This window comes from Paenibacillus sp. FSL H8-0048 (assembly GCF_038002825.1).
Classification (GTDB): domain Bacteria; phylum Bacillota; class Bacilli; order Paenibacillales; family Paenibacillaceae; genus Paenibacillus_AQ.
This window is the reverse complement of the sequence record NZ_JBBODF010000001.1, coordinates 6,855,341-6,873,551: the sequence shown is the minus strand read 5'-3', so window position 1 is coordinate 6,873,551 and position 18,211 is coordinate 6,855,341. Positions and strand designations below refer to the sequence as shown.

General features: G+C 54.7%; 15 protein-coding genes and 1 riboswitch. Of the genes, 6 read left to right on the top strand and 9 right to left on the bottom strand.

The features are described 5' to 3' along the window. Positions 1 to 54 precede the first annotated feature (54 nt). On the bottom strand, positions 55 to 825 hold the full coding sequence (locus tag NSU18_RS29705; protein WP_341017890.1) for a hypothetical protein: 771 nt from the start codon (positions 823 to 825) through the stop codon (positions 55 to 57). A gap of 404 nt (positions 826 to 1,229) precedes the next feature. On the opposite strand from NSU18_RS29705, the gene NSU18_RS29700 reads away from it, so the two are divergent. Beyond that, positions 1,230 to 2,225 carry a LacI family DNA-binding transcriptional regulator gene (locus NSU18_RS29700; RefSeq protein WP_341150766.1) on the top strand — a complete coding sequence of 332 codons (996 nt, stop codon included), beginning with the start codon at positions 1,230 to 1,232 and terminating at the stop codon, positions 2,223 to 2,225. A gap of 83 nt (positions 2,226 to 2,308) precedes the next feature. Beyond that, positions 2,309 to 4,603 (top strand): alpha-galactosidase, encoded by a 2,295-nt coding sequence (locus NSU18_RS29695; protein ID WP_341150765.1) that lies wholly within the window; start codon positions 2,309 to 2,311, stop codon positions 4,601 to 4,603. Positions 4,604 to 4,871: 268 nt separating this feature from the next. Here the strand turns inward: NSU18_RS29695 and NSU18_RS29690 are convergent, their stop codons facing one another. Then, positions 4,872 to 6,302 (bottom strand): flotillin family protein, encoded by a 1,431-nt coding sequence (locus NSU18_RS29690; protein ID WP_341017886.1) that lies wholly within the window; start codon positions 6,300 to 6,302, stop codon positions 4,872 to 4,874. 18 nt (positions 6,303 to 6,320) lie between these two features. Beyond that, positions 6,321 to 6,875, bottom strand: a complete 555-nt coding sequence (locus tag NSU18_RS29685) for a hypothetical protein (RefSeq protein ID WP_341150764.1) — start codon at positions 6,873 to 6,875, stop codon at positions 6,321 to 6,323. 511 nt (positions 6,876 to 7,386) lie between these two features. Beyond that, positions 7,387 to 7,569, bottom strand: a riboswitch (cyclic di-AMP (ydaO/yuaA leader). Positions 7,570 to 8,236: 667 nt separating this feature from the next. Between NSU18_RS29685 and NSU18_RS29680 the strand changes: the two genes are divergently transcribed. The 3 genes from NSU18_RS29680 to NSU18_RS29670 all read left to right on the top strand — a co-directional run bounded on the left by NSU18_RS29680 (position 8,237) and on the right by NSU18_RS29670 (position 12,011). Continuing rightward, entirely contained in the window at positions 8,237 to 8,863 is a 627-nt protein-coding gene (locus tag NSU18_RS29680) for a TetR/AcrR family transcriptional regulator (RefSeq protein ID WP_341150763.1), read from the top strand. 29 nt (positions 8,864 to 8,892) lie between these two features. After that, positions 8,893 to 11,451 carry an MMPL family transporter gene (locus NSU18_RS29675; RefSeq protein WP_341150762.1) on the top strand — a complete coding sequence of 853 codons (2,559 nt, stop codon included), beginning with the start codon at positions 8,893 to 8,895 and terminating at the stop codon, positions 11,449 to 11,451. A 137-nt stretch (positions 11,452 to 11,588) separates the two neighbouring features. Further along, a complete protein-coding gene (locus NSU18_RS29670; RefSeq protein WP_341150761.1) occupies positions 11,589 to 12,011 on the top strand; it encodes a GNAT family N-acetyltransferase in 423 nt (140 codons plus the stop codon). A 78-nt stretch (positions 12,012 to 12,089) separates the two neighbouring features. Here the strand turns inward: NSU18_RS29670 and NSU18_RS29665 are convergent, their stop codons facing one another. The 3 genes from NSU18_RS29665 to NSU18_RS29655 are packed head-to-tail and all read right to left on the bottom strand — an operon-like array spanning position 12,090 to position 14,438. Further along, positions 12,090 to 12,539: a DUF1877 family protein gene (locus tag NSU18_RS29665; protein WP_341017879.1), complete on the bottom strand. Its 450-nt coding sequence runs from the start codon at positions 12,537 to 12,539 to the stop codon at positions 12,090 to 12,092. 48 nt (positions 12,540 to 12,587) lie between these two features. After that, entirely contained in the window at positions 12,588 to 14,030 is a 1,443-nt protein-coding gene (cls, locus tag NSU18_RS29660; protein ID WP_341017877.1) for a cardiolipin synthase, read from the bottom strand. Positions 14,031 to 14,066: 36 nt separating this feature from the next. Beyond that, positions 14,067 to 14,438, bottom strand: a complete 372-nt coding sequence (locus tag NSU18_RS29655; RefSeq protein ID WP_341017876.1) for a winged helix-turn-helix transcriptional regulator — start codon at positions 14,436 to 14,438, stop codon at positions 14,067 to 14,069. A 171-nt stretch (positions 14,439 to 14,609) separates the two neighbouring features. Here NSU18_RS29655 and NSU18_RS29650 point away from each other — a divergent pair, with 171 nt between their 5' ends. Beyond that, entirely contained in the window at positions 14,610 to 15,197 is a 588-nt protein-coding gene (locus tag NSU18_RS29650) for an NAD(P)H oxidoreductase (protein WP_341017874.1), read from the top strand. Between the two features lie 270 nt (positions 15,198 to 15,467). On the opposite strand, the gene NSU18_RS29645 is transcribed toward NSU18_RS29650, so the two are convergent. From NSU18_RS29645 to NSU18_RS29635, 3 genes are all read right to left on the bottom strand, one after another. Next, on the bottom strand, positions 15,468 to 16,226 hold the full coding sequence (locus NSU18_RS29645; protein WP_341150760.1) for an alpha/beta fold hydrolase: 759 nt from the start codon (positions 16,224 to 16,226) through the stop codon (positions 15,468 to 15,470). A gap of 85 nt (positions 16,227 to 16,311) precedes the next feature. Then, positions 16,312 to 16,554, bottom strand: coding sequence for a hypothetical protein (locus tag NSU18_RS29640; RefSeq protein ID WP_341150759.1), 243 nt, complete (start codon positions 16,552 to 16,554; stop codon positions 16,312 to 16,314). 125 nt (positions 16,555 to 16,679) lie between these two features. Next, positions 16,680 to 18,188, bottom strand: coding sequence for a beta-N-acetylhexosaminidase (locus NSU18_RS29635; protein ID WP_341150758.1), 1,509 nt, complete (start codon positions 18,186 to 18,188; stop codon positions 16,680 to 16,682). Between the last annotated feature and the right edge of the window lie 23 nt (positions 18,189 to 18,211).

Genomic DNA, 18,211 nt, shown 5'->3' with positions numbered 1-18,211 from the left:
CGTTATTTGCTCGAAAAAAAACGGACGAGGCTGCCTGGATAGGCAGCCTCTCTTCTATTTGCACACAAACTGGATTACGGGCTTCTGCTTCACTACTCTTGTGTCAAACTCGTACCGGGTTGGGTCCGCCTCTGGCAGGTCCTTGATCTTCTGTGTGCCGAACCCCCCAGTTAATGCCCCCTCCTGCTCTTCAGCAAATACGCCTGTGACCCATGCATAACCGTCTGGCCGGACCACCCACGCCGTAGTCATGTCCTCATAGGGATGAAAATCAGCCACAAACACCTGCGCATTCTTCCAGTCAGCCGCATCCGCTCCACGGGTCAAGTCTGCACATAGCGCTCTGACCTGCTTATCCATGACTGCAACCACTTCCCGCTTGTGCGGTGAATCCCCATACTCGATCTGGTGAGGCGGGTTCACCTTTACCGTGAAGCTCCCGACGGTCTCGTAGGAATCTCCCGGCCAGGCATCCGGGGACTCTTCGCTAACCTGCCCATCTGCGTACACATAACCGTCCTCATTCTTGAAAATCACCAGCCAATCCCCGATGTCGGTATGGCCGTATAGCTTGTCTTGGCCCTCAGCATCCTTATATACACGTACCTCCACCTGGAGGGTATGGCCGATGAAGGCATCGAATTTGTCCATCCCCTTGCCCTCTATCTTCTCCGGGTAGTACCAGAGCCGCTCGTTTATGTAATTTTCCATGGCTGTCTGGAGCGTACCGATGGAATATCCGTCCGCTAATTTAGCACTATTGCTGGCGCTGGCGGCTCCGGAGGAGCAGGAGCCTAGCAACAGAGCCAGCCCTGCTATAGCCATTATCCAAATCCCTCGCAGATTCATTTCACCACTCCACTCTATTTCATTTGCTCTTCTGTGCACTATTGATATTTTAGCATGTGACGGACTCAGAGGACGCTATTGCGTGAAAAAACAGACTTTTGGTGGTTTCGCGGACTCAGTGGCCGTTATGTTGCCGTGTAGCGCTGGAAACGAGGGGAATATTGCTCATTATCGGAATCTGCGTCCGCCTGCCCCGGTTGGATCGCAGAATGAATACAAATAACGGCCTATCAGTCCGCGCAGTCTCAGGGCAGCACGATGCTGATGCGGCGGCAAGCAAAATGTAAGCGCTCAAAAAATCCTCTTGAAAGAACCTTCGGCGGATGATAGGATTAAGGCAAATATTTAGTAAATTTATTAACTAAAAAGGCGTGATCAGCTTGGCAACGATTAAAGACATTGCCCGTGAGGCCGGCGTATCAGCCGCAACCGTATCCAGAGTGCTGAATAACGACCTGTCCCTGGCTGTCAGCGAGGAGACACGCAGCCGTGTATTCGCCGTGGCCGGGCAGCTTGGCTACAAGCCCTCACGGGTACGGCAGCTGAAGCGGGAGAATGAGCTGGGCAGCAAGACCGTCACGCTTCTGCTCTGGTGTACAGCCGAAGAGGAACGGGACGACCCTTATTACGGCTCCATCCGGCGCGGCGTGGAGCTGCGCTGTGAGGAGCTGGGCATCCGGCTGGGCCAGACGCTGCGCGGGCACAGCACGCCCGCCCCGCTCCGGCCCGCCGGTGACGGGCTTATTGTAGTCGGCGGAAGCTTCCAGCCGGGATACCTTGCGAAGCTGCACCCGTACCCAGGCACCACGGTGCTGGTCGATCATTACTCGGAGCGCACGGAATATGACTCCGTGCGGACGCATTTCCGGCAGGCTGTCGACCAGGCGCTGGGCCATCTGCTGGAGCTGGGCCACCGCGAGATCGCCTTCATCGGAGGCGGCAGCGAGGAGGAGCGCCGCAGGCATCATTACACCCGGATCATGCAGAGTCAAGGCTGTTATGATCCGGCGCTGATCCGCACGGGAAGCTGGACCAGTGCTAACGGCTACCGGATGATGAGCGAGCTGCTTGCAGGCGTAAGGCGGCCTACGGCCTGCTTCGCGGCCAGTGATCCGCTGGCGGTCGGCGCCCTGCGCGCCCTGCATGATCACGGGATACAGGTGCCTGCCGGGATGGCTGTCGTCGGCTTCGATGATATCGAGATGGCGGCCTATGTTCAGCCTCCGCTGACAACAGTCCGCGCCTATCCCGAGCAGATGGGCAAAGCGGCGGTTCAGCTGCTCGCCGAGCGGTTCGAAGGACGCGAAGCTCCTTCGCACACGATGATCGGCACGAAGCTGATTGTCCGCGAGACCAGCGGCGCGACAACGGATTAACGCAGCCCGGCTGCCCAGCAATCGTAATTTGCTTTTTCTAAGATATCCAAACCTTATCCCAATACACAAGGAGTGTTAAGATCATGAACATTTATGCAGACGGATCACTAGGCTTGTTCCATCTTCAGTCCAAAGACACCAGCTACATCATCCGGCTGGTGGAGGGGTACCCTGCCCATGTCTACTGGGGCGCACGGCTCCGTCATGATGACAGTCTGGCCGGAGCACTGGAGCTGCGTGAACGCGCATCCTTCTCGCCGACCCCGCTGCCGCAGAAGCCCGCCCTCTCGCTGGATGCCCTGCCTCAGGAGTATCCGCAATATGGCAGCGGTGACTTCCGGCGTCCGGCGTACCAGGTGCAACTGGCTGACGGCACACGGATCTCTGAGCTGAAGTATGCAGGCTATGCAATCACGCCGGGTAAGCCGGCACTGGATGGACTGCCAGCGGTCTATGCAGAGAGCGAAGCAGAAGCGCTTACGCTTGAGCTCACCCTGAAGGATGACTACGCCGGCCTTACGGTCAGACTGCTCTATACGGTGTTCGCTGACCATCAGGCGATTACCCGCTCCGTCCGCTTCGAGCATAACGGCGAAGTCCCGCTCCGGCTGGAGCAGGCGCTTAGCGCGTCGGTGGATTTTGCCGATTCCGCTTATGACACCCTGCACCTGAGCGGCGCATGGGCCAGAGAGCGCCATGTTCAGCGCCACCCGCTTAACCCTGGAGCCGCGCTGTCCCTGGAGAGCCGCCGCGGATCAAGCAGCCATCAGGTCAATCCCTTCCTCGCGCTTCTGCGCCCGGGTGCAGATGAAGATCAGGGTGACGTCTATGGCTTCAGCCTCGTTTACAGCGGCAGCTTCAGCGCTACGGCCGAGGTGGAGCAGTTCGGCCAGACCCGTGTAAGCATCGGGATTAATCCGTTCGACTTCTCCTGGCTGCTGGAGCCGGGCGAATCCTTCCAGACCCCGGAGGCCGTGCTTGTCTATTCCAGCGAGGGCATCGGCGGCATGTCGCGCACCTATCACCGGCTGTACCGGACCCGGCTCTGCCGCGGGGTTCACCGTGATCAGGCCCGGCCGATTCTGGTCAACAACTGGGAGGCGACTTACTTCGACTTCGATGCGGACAAAATCGCGACCATCGCCAAAGCAGCAGGCCCGCTCGGCATTGAGCTATTCGTCCTTGACGACGGCTGGTTCGGCAGACGCGACAAGGATAACAGCTCGCTCGGCGACTGGTTCGAGGACCGCCGCAAGCTGCCTGAAGGTCTGGCGGATCTGGCAGACCGGGTCAACAAGGAAGGCGTACAATTCGGTCTATGGGTGGAGCCGGAGATGGTCTCGCCGGACAGTGAGCTGTACCGCAAGCACCCGGACTGGTGCCTGCATGCCGAGGGACGCCGCCGCACGGAAGGCCGCAACCAGCTGATCCTGGATCTCTCCCGCCCGGAGGTATGTGACTATCTGTATGAGACGTTAAGCGCGGTCTTTTCCAGTGCCCCGATCCGCTATATCAAGTGGGACATGAACCGCAATATGACTGAGATTGCATCGGTGAAGGCCGCCCCGGAGCGGCAAAAAGAAACCGCCCACCGCTATATGCTCGGCCTGTATCATCTGCTGGAGCGCCTGACCTCCCGCTTCCCTGACATTCTGTTCGAGAGCTGCTCCGGCGGCGGCGGCCGGTTCGATCCGGGTATGCTGTTCTATATGCCGCAGACCTGGACCAGCGACAACACCGATGCGGTGGAACGCCTGGCGATTCAGTACGGCACAAGCATCGTCTACCCGGCCAGCAGCATGGGCGCGCATGTATCTGACGTTCCTAACCATCAGGTAGACCGCATTACCTCCCTCGCTATGCGCGGCGATGTGGCAATGAGCGGTAACTTCGGCTATGAGCTGGACCTTACCAAGTTCACCGGAGCCGAGAAGGATCTGGCTGCCCGGCAGATTGCCCAGTACAAGGAGATCCGCACGCTGGTGCAGCAAGGGGATATGTACCGTCTGCTGAGTCCGTTTGGCGGCAGCGGTGAGACTGCCTGGATGTTCGTCAGCGAGGATAAGACCGAAGCCTTCGTCGCTTACTTCCGCGTACTCGCGAGACCTAATCCGCCAATCTCGCGCCTTACGCTCAAGGGGCTGAACCCGGAGCTGGATTACGTCATCGAGACCGGGGCTGCCGGCAGCAACGAGCATGTCCACGGCGGCGCAGAAGCTGCTGCAGCAGCTGGAGGCGACAGCTCCGGTCCGTTCCAGAAGGCCTTTGACGGCACACCGCTCGGCGGCGACCGCCTGATGCGAATGGGCCTTGTGGTCTCCGACCTGCGCGGAGATTACGCAAGCTGCACTTACCGCCTGAGAGCAGTGGAGCGCTGATCAACAGCAGATTGATTCTACGGGTGGTGTAGCGCTGAACCTCAGCGGACTTTCGTTCTGCGGCGGTACAACGCTGATCAACAGCTTACTTATCATTATAAGGCTGCTGCTTCGTGCAGCTTCAGACACACCACAGGCGTCAGCCTCCTTTTGGAGATTGACGCCTGTTTTTTGTGGAGAGCTGCAGTCAGGAAGGCGGATTTGCTGCCGGTTCATCAGCTACTTACCGCCTACTTACTTCTACTTCCTGCCTACCACTACTCCTCTCCTAGTCCTGTTCTTGTTCATGCTCCCGGCCAAGTAACCCGCTAAGCGCCTCTGTTACATTCATGCCGGTCAGCGTCTTGGTCAGCTCAGGCACCTGGGCCATGATTTTGGCGATATCGCCGGTGATTTTGTTCACGCCTGCGGAAGCCCCGTCCTGGGAGATGACGGTGATCTTGTCTACCTTGGCCAGCGGGGAGGCGATTTTGTCAGCCAGCTCAGGCAGGATTTTCAGGAATTCCACGGTCAGGGCCGCTTGAGTGAACTGTTTGTACGCCTCAGCCTTCTTCTGCAATGCTCCCGCTTCCGCCGCTCCGGCGAGCTGGACGATCTCTGCATTCGCCTTCCCTTTTGCCAATTCCGCCTCCGCTGTTGCCAATCCGCGCTTGGTCGTCGTAGCTGCTTCGGCTTCCGCCTCCAGAATCTGCCGCTGCTTGGCGGCTTCCGCTCTCATGATTGTCGCCTGATTCTCCGCCTGGGCAGGCTTGATTACCGTTGCCTCCAGCTCCCGCTGTCTCAGCTCGACCTCGATCTCCCGGACTGTGCGGTTGGCTTCAGCCTCCATCTGAGTGATTCGGACCTGTTCCGTAACCAGTGACTGCTTGATCTTGTTCTGCTGCAATTCGTACGCCAGATCCGCCTGCGCCTTCTTCACTTCTGTCTCCAGCTTGAAGTCCGCCTGCTTAATATTCAGCTCCTTCTCGAACAGGGATTCCTTGGCACGGGCGGCGGTTCCCGCCTCTATGGTCGCCTGATGGGCATTGGCTTTGGCAATCGCAGATTCCTTCTCTGCTTCGGCCTGCTTGATCTGAATGTCGCGTTCGGCTTCGGCCTTGGCAATACTGGCATCGCGGCGGATACGCTCAATCTCGGGCACGCCCATATTGTCGATGTACCCCTTATCGTCGGTAATCTTTTTGATGGTGAAGCTGACTACCTCCAGCCCCATTTTGTCGAGGTCCTCTGAGCAGGTCTCCCGCATCTTGCTGTTGATTTCGTCTGGGGTCTTAAGTATAGATTCTACGCTGAGCTGGCCGATCAGGCCGCGCAGATGCCCCTCCACCGAATGCAAAATAATCGTCTCACGGTCCTCTTCCGGCCGGTCAATGAACTGTTCACTGGCGGTGAGAATAGCGGTTGGATCGCTTTTTATCTTAATTTGGGCCACCGCCTCCAGGTTCAGCTTGATGCCCTGGCGGGAGAACATGGCCTGCGCTGGAATAACATCGAAGCTCATCAGCATCATGGAGATGGTTTTATTGTTCTGGAAGCCGGGGATGACGAACGTCCCACCGCCCTGGACGACTCTTTTGCCGCCGAGGCCGTATACGATCATGGCCTGATTGGGCGGCACTTTTTTATACGCGGTCACAATACTGGTTAACGCCAGCAGAATCACTACAACAATAGCTCCGGTTACATATAAAATTAACATTTGCTCCGACACTCCCCGTTAGTTATGTTCCATTTCCCGTTCGAACAGGGTGACCGCTGCGATCCCCTTATCCGTCTTCACAATAATCACCCGATCGCCCCGCAGCAGCGACTGACCGGATTCGGCCCGCACGCCGATGGAACGCATGGTTCCGTGCAGCACATACTTCATCTCTCCCACGGCCCCATCCGCGGCGGCGATGCTGATATACCCGAGCTGGCCGGCCGGATCATAATCCAGTTCACTCATACTGCTGTCGTACCGGGTCATCACCCGGGTCAGCACGGTGTAGAGCAGAATGCCCGGCAGCAGGGCGATTAAGGTACAGACCAGCACCACGGCGAGCAGCTGCATCCCGCTGTATTTGACAAGCATATACCCGGTGCCGCCCCAGACGGTGACAAACACCGTCAACGGAAGAACCGGCAGAAAGCCCGGCCCCCCGCTATCCCCTCCCCCGACATGCAGGTGGCCTGCCAGCCCGTGACCATGAATGCTGCCACTGAGGATAAGCAGAAGGCCCACCCAGAAACAGACGATAAATACAGTAGCGATGGTAATCCCTCTTTTCAATGCAATATGACGATGTAGTAGCTGACTATTTCGATGATGCGGAAACAGACTATTGTGGCGATGCGGAAACAGACTAATGTGGTACATACAAGACTAATTCATATTAAATTGACTAATTAATGTTGTTATATGATTTAAATACGCTCCACTCCGTCACTATTCCTCCTAATTTCCACTTTGGGCTGCTTGGTTAGTAGGGTGCTGAGGCGCAACTTGGCATTACCGGGATTCAGGTGCACTTGTGCTCTTCATCCTCCCACTTTCCGTTGCATTTGAGGGATTTATCCCTCTCATTTCCACCTGCAGCCCATTTTCAGCGCAATCAGAGGGATTTATCCCTCTCATTTCCACCTGCAGCCCACTTTCAGCGCAATTAGTGGGATTTATCCCTCTCATTTCCACCTCCAGCCCATTTTCAGCGCAATTAGTGGGATTTATCCCTCTACTGCGCAGCAAAAAGACCACAGCAGCGGCAGGGCTCTCCGTGGTCGGTTAATCGATCATGGCGCTCATCCTCTCTCTTCGAGGCTTACGGGGTTAGCTGACGGATTCGGGCAGCGAGATTGCCCTACCTCACCAGAGCCATAGCAGCACGCTGGCAAGGATTCACCCCGGGTACCCAGCAGCCCATCCTTAAGCCGCCTGCACCAGTTGGTTCCCCCGTTCCCGTTATGGAATTCAGCCATTTCAAGAACAGTGTCATTTCATTCGGTTGTTGATTGAATCTTACGCCTGCAGCCATTTAATGTAAAACCTCGAGGATGACAAAAGAAGCCAAAATTGCTGTCCCTTCGTGAATGAAGGCGCATTCTTCAGCTCTACTCTTATCTACCCGGGGATTTGCTCGTGCTATCGTCTGTTTACACCCATGTTACTCTTCCTCCCACGTACTGCTTATTGCTCACCTAATCTCCTCCCACTCTCATTCTCACTCCCCTACTCTTACGCCCACACTAACTCTTACTCACTTACCTACTCGCTTACTCTCTTACTCTCTTACTCTCTTACTCTCTTACCTTCTTACCCTCTTACCCTCTTACTCCCTTACTCCCTTACTCACCTACTCACTTACTCTCTTACTCTCCTCCCCTACTCACCTACTCACTTACTCTCTTACTCCCCTACTCATCTCCCCTTACTCCCACACTAGCTCTCACTCACTAATTCACTCACTTACTCCCCACGCCCTCCTAACCTAATTCCCTAACTCCACCTTTCTTCCCCTGCCCACTACTCTAAATTTGAAATATTCACATTTCCGTCACTCGATGCTCATTGTGCAATCTTTCCCTTTGAGCAATAATAGAACCTATAGATTCTATAGTGCTTGTAGATCTTAGGGAAAGGAGGAACGTTGAAATTTGAATTCGAAACTGAATCTGCGGGACAAAAAAAAGAAAGCCACCTCCTACGCCCTAGCCGTAGCGGCCTTCGAGCTTGCGCTTGAGCATGGCATGGACGGCTTCATTGTTGACGATGTTGTTCAGATGGCTGGATATTCCCGGCGTACTTTTGCGAATTACTTCTCCTGCAAGGAGGAGGCGGTAGCCGCCTATTTCATTGGCATAATTGCTATCCAAGAGAAGGAGGAAGAGAATAACCCGCTGGCCGCGCTGCCGCCAGATGCTACGCCGCTTGATGCCCTGTACAATCTGCTGAAGCTGCAATTCACCTCAGAGTTCCTGCATAAGCTGCGGCAGTTCGTCTCCCTGGCGAATCAATACCCGTCCCTGGAGCCTTACATTCTCAATGTCTTCCGGCATTTGCAGATCACCGCCCAGGAGACGCTGGAGCAGTTCACCCGTGGACGGTATGCCGATGGGTATACCCACCTGCTGGCCGGTGCCGTCTACGGGGCCTTCGTGCCCATTCTGGACGGACGGCTCAATGTTATGCTGCCGGGTGAACAACTGAGCGAAGACTCCACTGCTATGTCTTTTGACCAATACCTGAATTCCATGTTTGCTTATTTACGCAACGGCTTCTAAATTCACAGATAAAGAGGAGAAACCAATACATGTCTACCTTTCTATACCGCTTAGGAAAATCGGCTTATGCCAAGCCCTGGGCCTTCATTGCAATCTGGATCCTTATACTCGGAGTTGTAGGTACCCTGATTGGAGTCAACGGCATTCAATCCAGCTCCGAGATGAAAATTGAAGGCACAGAATCGCAAAAAGTGCTGGATAAGCTGACAAAAGAGCTGCCCGCTGCGGCCGGCGGCCAGGCTAGTATCGCCTTCACTGTACCGGACGGGGAGCGTCTTGACACGCCCGAGCGTACAGCGCTGCTGCTGAAGGCTATTAATGATGTATACAACATGGAATATGTCATTAACCCTGCCGAGCTGGCAGCACAAGCAGCGGCCGCCGCTGCCGGTCAAGCTGCCGCTGATCCTTCCGCCGCTGCCGGTCAAGCTGCTGCTGATCCTTCCGCCGCTGCCGGTCAAGCTACCGCTGATCCTTCCGCCGCTGCCGGTCAAGCTGCCGCTGATCCTTCCGCTCCTGCCGGCCAAGCTGCCGCTGATCCTTCCGCTCCTGCCGGCCAAGCTGCCGCTGATCCTTCCGCCGCTGCCGGCCAAGCTGCCGCTGATCCTTCCGCTCCTGCCGGCCAAGCTGCTGCCGATCCTTCCGCTCCTGCCGGCCAAGCTGCTGCTGATCCTTCCGCTGCCGCCGCTCAAGCAGTACCGTTCGGTCCGCTGATCGTAGACGGCGCTCCGGTACCCGGCGTGATGCTGTCGGCTAACGGCAGCATTGCCCTGTTCCAGTTCCAGTTCACGGTGCAGCAGACATCACTGCCAGCGGATGTGCCGGATAATATCATCAATACCGTAGCCGAGGTTGAACAGTCCGGTTCGGGGATTACCGCGATTCCAAGCGACTCGCTCAAAAGCATGCCGGCCATCGGCTCTACGGAGGCGATCGGCGTGGCCGTTGCTGCCATCGTATTGTTCCTGACACTGGGCTCAGTTGTAGCCGCAGGCCTGCCGCTTCTGACCGCGCTTCTCGGAGTCGGCATCAGCGTCGGAGGTGCGTTTGCTCTGGGCAGCCTGATCCAGATGAACGATATCACACCCGTTCTTGCCGTGATGATCGGTCTCGCCGTGGGGATCGACTACTCGCTGTTCATTGTGAACCGCCAGCGCCGTCTGATCCTGGATGAGAAATTAAGCGCAGCCGAAGCTGCCAGCCGTGCTCTGGGCACCGCAGGCAGTGCTGTATTCTTCGCCGGTCTGACCGTTATTATCGCCCTGTGCGGCATGCTCGTCATCGGCATCGGCTTCTTATCGACAATGGCACTTGTGGCTGCAGCCAGTGTTCTAATCAACGTGTTGCTGGCATTGTCCCTGCTGCCTGCGCTGCTCGGACTGGTCGGTGAACGTATCGTAACCGCCAAAGCCCGGACCAAGCACAGCACCGCCGCCAAAAAATCACAGCACAGCTTCTCCCATCGCTGGGCGAATGCCACAGTGAAATACCGCTGGGCCATCATAGTGCTCGTGGTGCTGGTGCTTGGAACAGCTGCTATTCCGGTGACCAAAATGGAGCTCGGTATTCCATCCGGTGCCTCTGCGAACCTGGATACCCCGGCCCGCCAGAGCTATGATGTCATCTCCAAAGGATTCGGCGAAGGCTTCAACGGCCCGCTGCTGCTGGTCGCTGAGACGAAGAATCCGTCTGAGAAGATCTCCATGCCGATCCTGGGCAAGCTGGTTCAGGAGCTGCAAATGCATGATAATGTGACCCTGGTCTCTCCGCTAGGAGTCAGTCCCACTGGCGATCTCGCCATTATAAGTCTGATTCCGAAGACGGGTCCCACTGACACCGCTACCAGAGATCTGGTGCAGGAGCTGCGTGATCCGAATTCCGCTCTGACCTCCGGGAACAATATTAATTTTGGGGTGACCGGCTTCACTGCCATCAATATTGATATGTCCTCGAAGCTGTCCGATGCTTTCCCTGTATACATCGGGATCATCGTGATCCTGTCGCTGATCATTCTGCTGCTGGTGTTCCGCTCAATTATCGTGCCAATCAAAGCGACCGTCGGCTTCGTGTTAAGTATTATTGCCACCTTCGGCGTGACCACTGCCGTCTATCAATGGGGCTGGCTGCATTCGCTGTTCGGCTTCGATACCGGTGGCCCGCTGCTCAGCTTCATGCCGATCCTGGTCACTGGTATTCTATATGGGCTCGCCATGGATTATCAGGTGTTCCTTGTAAGCTCCATGCGTGAAGCCTATGTCCACGGCCGTCAGGGCAAGAACAGTGTCATTCACGGCTATGATCTGGCCAGCCGGGTCGTACTGGCTGCAGGTGTAATCATGGTATCCGTCTTCGCAGGCTTCATCTTCGCCCCGGATGCGATGATTAAGCAGATTGGCTTCGCATTGGCCTTCGGCATCCTGATCGATGCCTTCATCGTCCGGATGACGCTCGTTCCGGCCGTCATGGCCGTCTTCGGCGACAAAGCCTGGTGGCTGCCGAAATGGCTCGACCGCCTGCTGCCGAATCTCGATGTCGAAGGCGATAAGCTGATCGCAAGGCTCAATGCCGAGAGCGGACAAAACAAGTAGAAACGACTTGCCGTTCTAGTAAGGACGGTACCGTTTCAGCGAGAAATAGAAGAATAAATAGAGCCTGCGGCATCGTCCGCAGGCTCTATTTTGATATAATGGCTATAATTGAATTCAGATCCTAAGGAGGCATACCCATGAACATCATAGAACTGGGCCTTACTCAGAATCAGCAGGAAATCTCCAGACTGCTGGAGGAACACAGCCGCCGCATGGACAGCAGCATTCCGGCCTATCAACGTGAGGTAATCTCCCTTGCCGCTTACGAGAACGGCATCTTCATTGGCGGCATTACCGGAGACCTCGTCTGGAATATCCTCAACGTGCACTTGTTGGCCGTTGACCCCGGATACAGGGGACATGGACTTGGCGGAACTCTGCTGAAGGAGCTGGAAGCCAGAGCAGCGGAGCGCGGCTGTAAGGTTAGCGAATTGACCACGATGAGCTGGCAGGCGCCGTATTTTTACCAGAAGCAGGGATATGAGATCTTCGGTGAAATCAAGGATTGTCCCAATGAAGGCCAGACGAAATATTATCTTCAGAAAAAATTGCAGCCGTAACCCCCACTCCCATACAGAAACGGTACCTCCTAGTAACAAGGACAGTACCGTTTCTATAAGCAATGTTAAGAGAATACTTCAAGCCACACTGAAAATCACATGCTTCCCGGCAGCCGCTGCCCTCCGGTAAAAGTCCAGCAGTCCGGTAAACTCACTTGTCACCTGCTCCTTCAGCGCCTTTTTAATATCACCCGTCTCCAGCTTGTCCAGATCCACCTGCTGCATTGCCGCAATAATATCTTCCAGTTCATCCTGCTCCGTGCACGCGAAGAACCCGTCCTCTTCTTCCACCTCAAACACATGCACACCTACAACTGCTTCACTTAACGGGTCGCCTTCGATAGGTTCACTGGCCGAAACTCCGGTTAGCGCGAGATGCAGCTCCTCCCACAGCTTGTCGATATCGTAGTGTTCACTCCCGCCTTCAATCAGCTTCTCCAGCGTATCCATCAGCTCTGTACCATCCATCTCCATCATGCGCTCCAGCGTATCCTCATCCACCATCACATATTGACCCAGCATCCCCATCTGTCCTTCCTCCTTCTATAAAATACAGCTACCCGCGCTCCACCCTCCTTACAGAATAGGCGACAGTAGCCGGGAAATCCCCTCTTTCAGCTTGATTACCAGCGAGCGCTGCGCATAGCGCTCCACGGTCAGCTCCGAGCACAGCCTGACATCATTCAGGAAAATGTCCTGGAGCTGTTCGGCAATCGCCCGGTCGTACACAATGGCATTGACCTCGAAGTTCAGCCGGAAGCTGCGCGAATCGATATTCATCGTCCCGACAGAGGCAACCTCACCGTCAGCGACAATCGTTTTGGCGTGCAGGAAGCCGTTCTCGTAGAGCAGGATTTTGGCCCCGTAATTCAGCAGGTCTCCGGCGTACGCCCAGGTGGCCCAATACACGAACGGATGGTCAGGCTTATTCGGGATCATGATCTGCAGATCCACACCGGAGAGCAGGGCGATTTTGCAGGCATCCATGAAGCTGGTGTCCGGTATGAAGTAAGGGGTCTGGATATACACGCTTTCCTTGGCTGACAAAATCAGCTTAATATACATGTTCTTAAGATGCTCCGTCGACGAATTAGGACCGCTCGTAATGATCTGGACCGGGCTTGTCCCCGTATGCTGCTCCATGTTGAAGACAAATTCCCCGTAATCCCCGCGCTCATGCTTCCCGGCCTGATGCCAGTCGAGGATGAATCTGCCCTGGATATGACTGACGGCGTTACCGGTAATCCGGAGGTGAGTGTCCCGCCAGTAGCCGAACTTCGGAACCTGCCCCAGATATTCATCCCCCACATTGAACCCGCCGATATAGGCAATGCTTCCGTCAATAATGCACAGCTTGCGGTGGTTCCTGTTGTTGATCCGAAAGTTCAGCGGCTTGATCAGAGAGGGGAAGAACACCTCAACTTCGCCTCCTGCTGCACGCAGCTCCCTGAAAAAATGCCGTGAAATCCGCTTGGAGCCGACTTCATCATATAGCAGTCTTACCTTCACGCCTTCACGCGCCTTCAGGACCAGCTCGTCCCTCAGCTTCGTACCAAGCTGGTCCGGCTGGATGATGTAATACTGAATATTGATCTCTGCGCGGGCTGAGCGGATATCCTCGAACAACGCGGCGAATTTCTGGTGGCCGTCACTATAAATGACAATCTCATTATCGCTGGATAACAAGCCGTGCGACGAGCGGATATTCATGTTGATGAGCTGGGCATAGTTCTGCAGCAGCTGCGACCTGTCATCCGCCCCTTCCGCAAAGGCCGCCAGCTGCTTGTCGGCTTCAGCCTGGACATATTCCTGCTCTTCGATGAAGAGCTTGTAGAAATTCTTCTTTTTGAGATTGCGCCCGAAAAAGATATACAAGACAAATCCCAGAATCGGGATGAAAAACAGCACCATCAGCCAGGCCCAGGTGTACCCCGCCTCTCTGCGTTCAATGAACAGAAAGCCCAGGGCCAGAATAATGTTAATGAGGGTGACGACTGTGGTTAGACTTGCAAATTCCATGCTCTTTCCCCTTTCCTCTCTGTCTCTCTCTGCTGCCTAAAAGTCCTCCAGCACCTTGGACCTGTCGCCATGAATTCTATCCAGATGCTCCTCTCCCCAGTAGCATAACAGGTCCAGCGCGGGCTTCAGCCCCCAGCCGTAGGCTGTCAGCTCATACTCCACTCTGGGCGGAATCTCCTGGTAGATGGTCCGCGAGATAATCTCATCGTTCTCCAGCCCTCTTAGCTGGGCAGTCAGCACCTTCTGGGTTAAGCCGGGGATGAGCCGCAGCAGCTCGGAGGTGCGCTTCTGTCCGTTCATCAGATGGTAGATAATTAACGGCTTCCACTTGCCGCCCATGACCTCAAGCGCTGCCTCCACGCCGACTCTATACTTTTTGGGAACGCTATCGCCGCTCTGTTCAGTCATTGCTTCTGCCTCCATTATGTAGGGTACCTCAATGTTCCTATGGAACATACACCTTCCTATAGAACAGCAAAGTGCGTACTTCCGGTTAAGCATGATTCCTGTATATAATAGCATCAGCCAAGCAACAAGGCTACAAACCTGTAAGATAAGAAAGGTCGTGAAGATACTAACATGAGCGTATTAATCGTCGTATCGCATCCGAGACAAGATTCCCTGACCTTCCAGGCTGCCCGCTGCTTCGCAGAGGGACTTACCGCAGCCGGACACGGCTATGAGATATTGGATTTACATGGGATTGGCTTTGATCCTGTTCTGCAAGGAATGGAGGAACTCCATATGACCGCAGGTGAACAGGAGCAGCCCTATTCTCCTGAATTAGAGAGGGAAATGGAGCGGGTGCGGCAGCATGACGGCCTGGCATTTGTATTTCCGCTGTGGTGGTGGCATCTGCCGGCCATGCTGAAGGGGTATATCGACAGGGTGGTGAACAACAGGGTTGCCTACGGCACAAATAATCTGCAGGGTTATCGTGCACTGTGGCTGGCGCTAGCAGGTGTAACAGAGGAGCAGATGAAGAAGCGCAGCTATGATGAAGCAACCGCCCGTCTGCTTAACGTGGGGATTGCCGATTATTGCGGAATCACAGACTCCAGAGTAGAATTCCTCTACGATACTGCGAGTTCCGCACCCGGACACCGTGAGGCATTGCTGGAACAGGCCTATCAGGCGGGGTTACATTATGGCAAGGGGGAAAGCTGACAAATCACAGGAATGAGGGGATTACAGAGTCACATCAAATTCATTCACATAAACGGCGTTACCCGTCACTTCTATAGTATTGCCGTTGTCCGATACCAACACCTGCCGGGTTTCCCTTGTTTGGAATGCTGCTGAATGCATCGTAATGAATAGACTTTGATGTTCTATATTATCATAAATGTATATAAAGTGAATTTAAGATATTTTAGGCATTAATGGTATCATCATGGAGAAAATCTGCAGTCAGTGCAGAGAACTTCTCAGGCTCTTCTATAAAAGGCAGGTGGCCGCAGTCCGGCAATAGTATTTTCGTGGATGCCTGATGCCTTTGTGCAGGATTTCAGCGGTCTCTCTATTGTATGTGTGGTCCAATGCTCCAATGAAGATAAGAACTGGTTGACCAATCTCCGCTAATCTATGAATTGCATAAGGCTTGGACACGTGCGCCAGGCTTGGAGAGAACCGGCAGAAGTTACCGGGATTCCGCACATTCGCTAACGTTTTCTGTCTGGCCTTTTCTTTGGCAGCCGCAGGGAAGTAATAATTCCAAAAGGGGTTAGCGATAAAATGCTCCATGGCTTGTTCAGCACCCTTCAGCCTGACCTGAATATGCTGTTTGATCCCCTGCCATAGCATCCTCGCTGGATAGCTGCGGCCGCTGACAGAAGGCGCTGCCATAATGAGGCGGTCCACATCGCCGGGATAGGCCAGCGTGAAATCTACGGCGACACTGCCGCCCATGGATGAACCCACCAGAGTTACTTTTGTGAGCCCGAGTGTGTCCAGAAGCATCTTCAAGTCCTTCACATTGGAAAAAGGAGTCCGGGGAGTGTCAGAATGTCCATAACCCCGCAGATCATAGCTGATAACATCGTAGCCAGTGGAGAACCTCTCCATCTGCTCCTCCCATATCAGATGGTCATTATAATTGCCATGGATAAAAACGATAGGCTCACCGCTGCCCTTTCTCTCATAAAACAGCGCTCCGCCTTCAACCTCTATGTACTCCGGACTGTTTATCTTATTCATGCCGCTTGACACTTGTTTGTCTTCCATAATTGATCACCCGTCATTATCATTACACATCCTGATGGGATGTTCAATTTATGCTACTTTAATCAAAATGCATCATCCGGTCCATGAACGCCGCACGTGCCAATGTAGTCGGTTTTTCGATTACATTTGGACCGCACGCCCACGCCACGCCCAATGTAGTCGGTTTTTCGATTACATTTGGACCACACGCCTCCGCCACGCCCAATGTAGTCGGTTTTTCGATTACATTTGGACCATGCGCCTGCGCCACGCCCAATGTGGTCGGTTTTTCGATTACATTTGGACCACACGCCCACGCCACGCCCAATGTAGTCGGTTTTTCGCATACATACAAAAAAAAAGCAACAGACGTCCCCCTAAGCGGACGGTATCTGTCGCTGCAACCATAAATTTCGATTTGTCTACTCAAACCATTTATTCAGCCATCTACTCCGCCGCATCCTTCTTCCCCAGCCAAGCCAACTCCGCCATCGCCCGCAGCGGGCCGCGGAGGCCTGCCGCCACTTCAGCTTCGCTCTGCGCTTCCGGCTTGTCGCTCCAGATGGAGAAGGTGGTGCCGACCAGTTCACGCGGATAGGCTCCCGTGTATTCCTGCTTGGCTTCCCCGGTGCGGGCCGGGAACAGGCCGGGATGCCAAGAAGCGCTGATTTTCTCGGCTGTCGGATACGTGTAGCCCGCATGTTCTCCCAGCACATAATACAAATAGCCATCGTTGTAGTTAATCACCTGATGACCCTTGGCGAGAATGTCTTCCACCGGGGCCATCATCGGGTGCCACTTCGTCCAATACGTAATTTGAATGGATGGCTTAGGAGCAACCCGCTGGGTCTGATCTGCACGGTAAAGGCCATCATTCCAGGCACGGACCGTCCAGCCCTTGGACTCCAGATGCTCAGCGACCTCATTAAGGTAATCAATATACGTGTCCACGCCCGTGCCGCCGCTGATGTTCAACACATTCTGAGCATACTCCGCAAGCTGCGGATACTTATCGAACTCCGCGAAGTTGATGAATTCATCCCCGCCGATATGAAAATAGCAGCTGCCGGTAAATAATTCGGCGTATTCGTCAATCAAATCCAGCACGAACCGGCGGGCTGCCGGATTCGTAATATCCAGCGCACCCGGTGCCGGATTGCCCGCTGCATCCTTGAGCAGCCACTCGGGATGAGTGCGAAGCGCCTGTCCGAGATGCCCCGGTGAATCCAGCGAAGGGATAATATCCACATGATAACGCTGTGCTTCAAGGATAATCGCCTTCATCTCCTGCTTGGTCAAAGCCTGCTCCGACACCACCTCAGGATGGCTCTCACTCATCAGCCGGAAGCCTTCGTTCTCGGAAAAATGCAGCTGCAGCGTATTCAGCCGCAGCCGGGACATCTCTCTGATCCGCGTAAGGAGCCAATCTTCGCTGTAGAATTTGCGGCCGATGTCAATATGCAGCGCCCGCTCTCCAATGACCGGATCATCCGTGATGGTTCCGTACGGCACGAAGCCGTCCTCCGCCAGCCTCTGCAGCAACGTCCGCAGACCATACATCACGGTCCGTTCACTTGAGGCGGTAAGCTTGGCAACACTTCCAATCTCAATAACATAAGCTTCCTTGCTGTCCATGTCTGCCGCTGCTTCATGCTCTAACAGCTCAATGACGATATCGCCAGAAGCCATTTCGTCCATTTGCCCATAAGCGACAGTCATGATTCGGTCAGCAGGTGTAAGAATGCCCGCGTACTCACCCAGAACCATAAAGACCGTTTCGTTCAGAACACTGTTATTATCCGCTCTGGCATTGTCCACAATCCGGGCTTTGGACCCGGCAGTCAGCCGCCATTGCTCCCCGGATGCCGCAGCAATTTGTTGCTGTACACCGGTAAGCGGGCCGCTATTGAAGTCGTGTCGGTCTGATGGTTCATTCCTATCCCTATCATTAACCATACTATTCCCACCTCTTCCTTCTT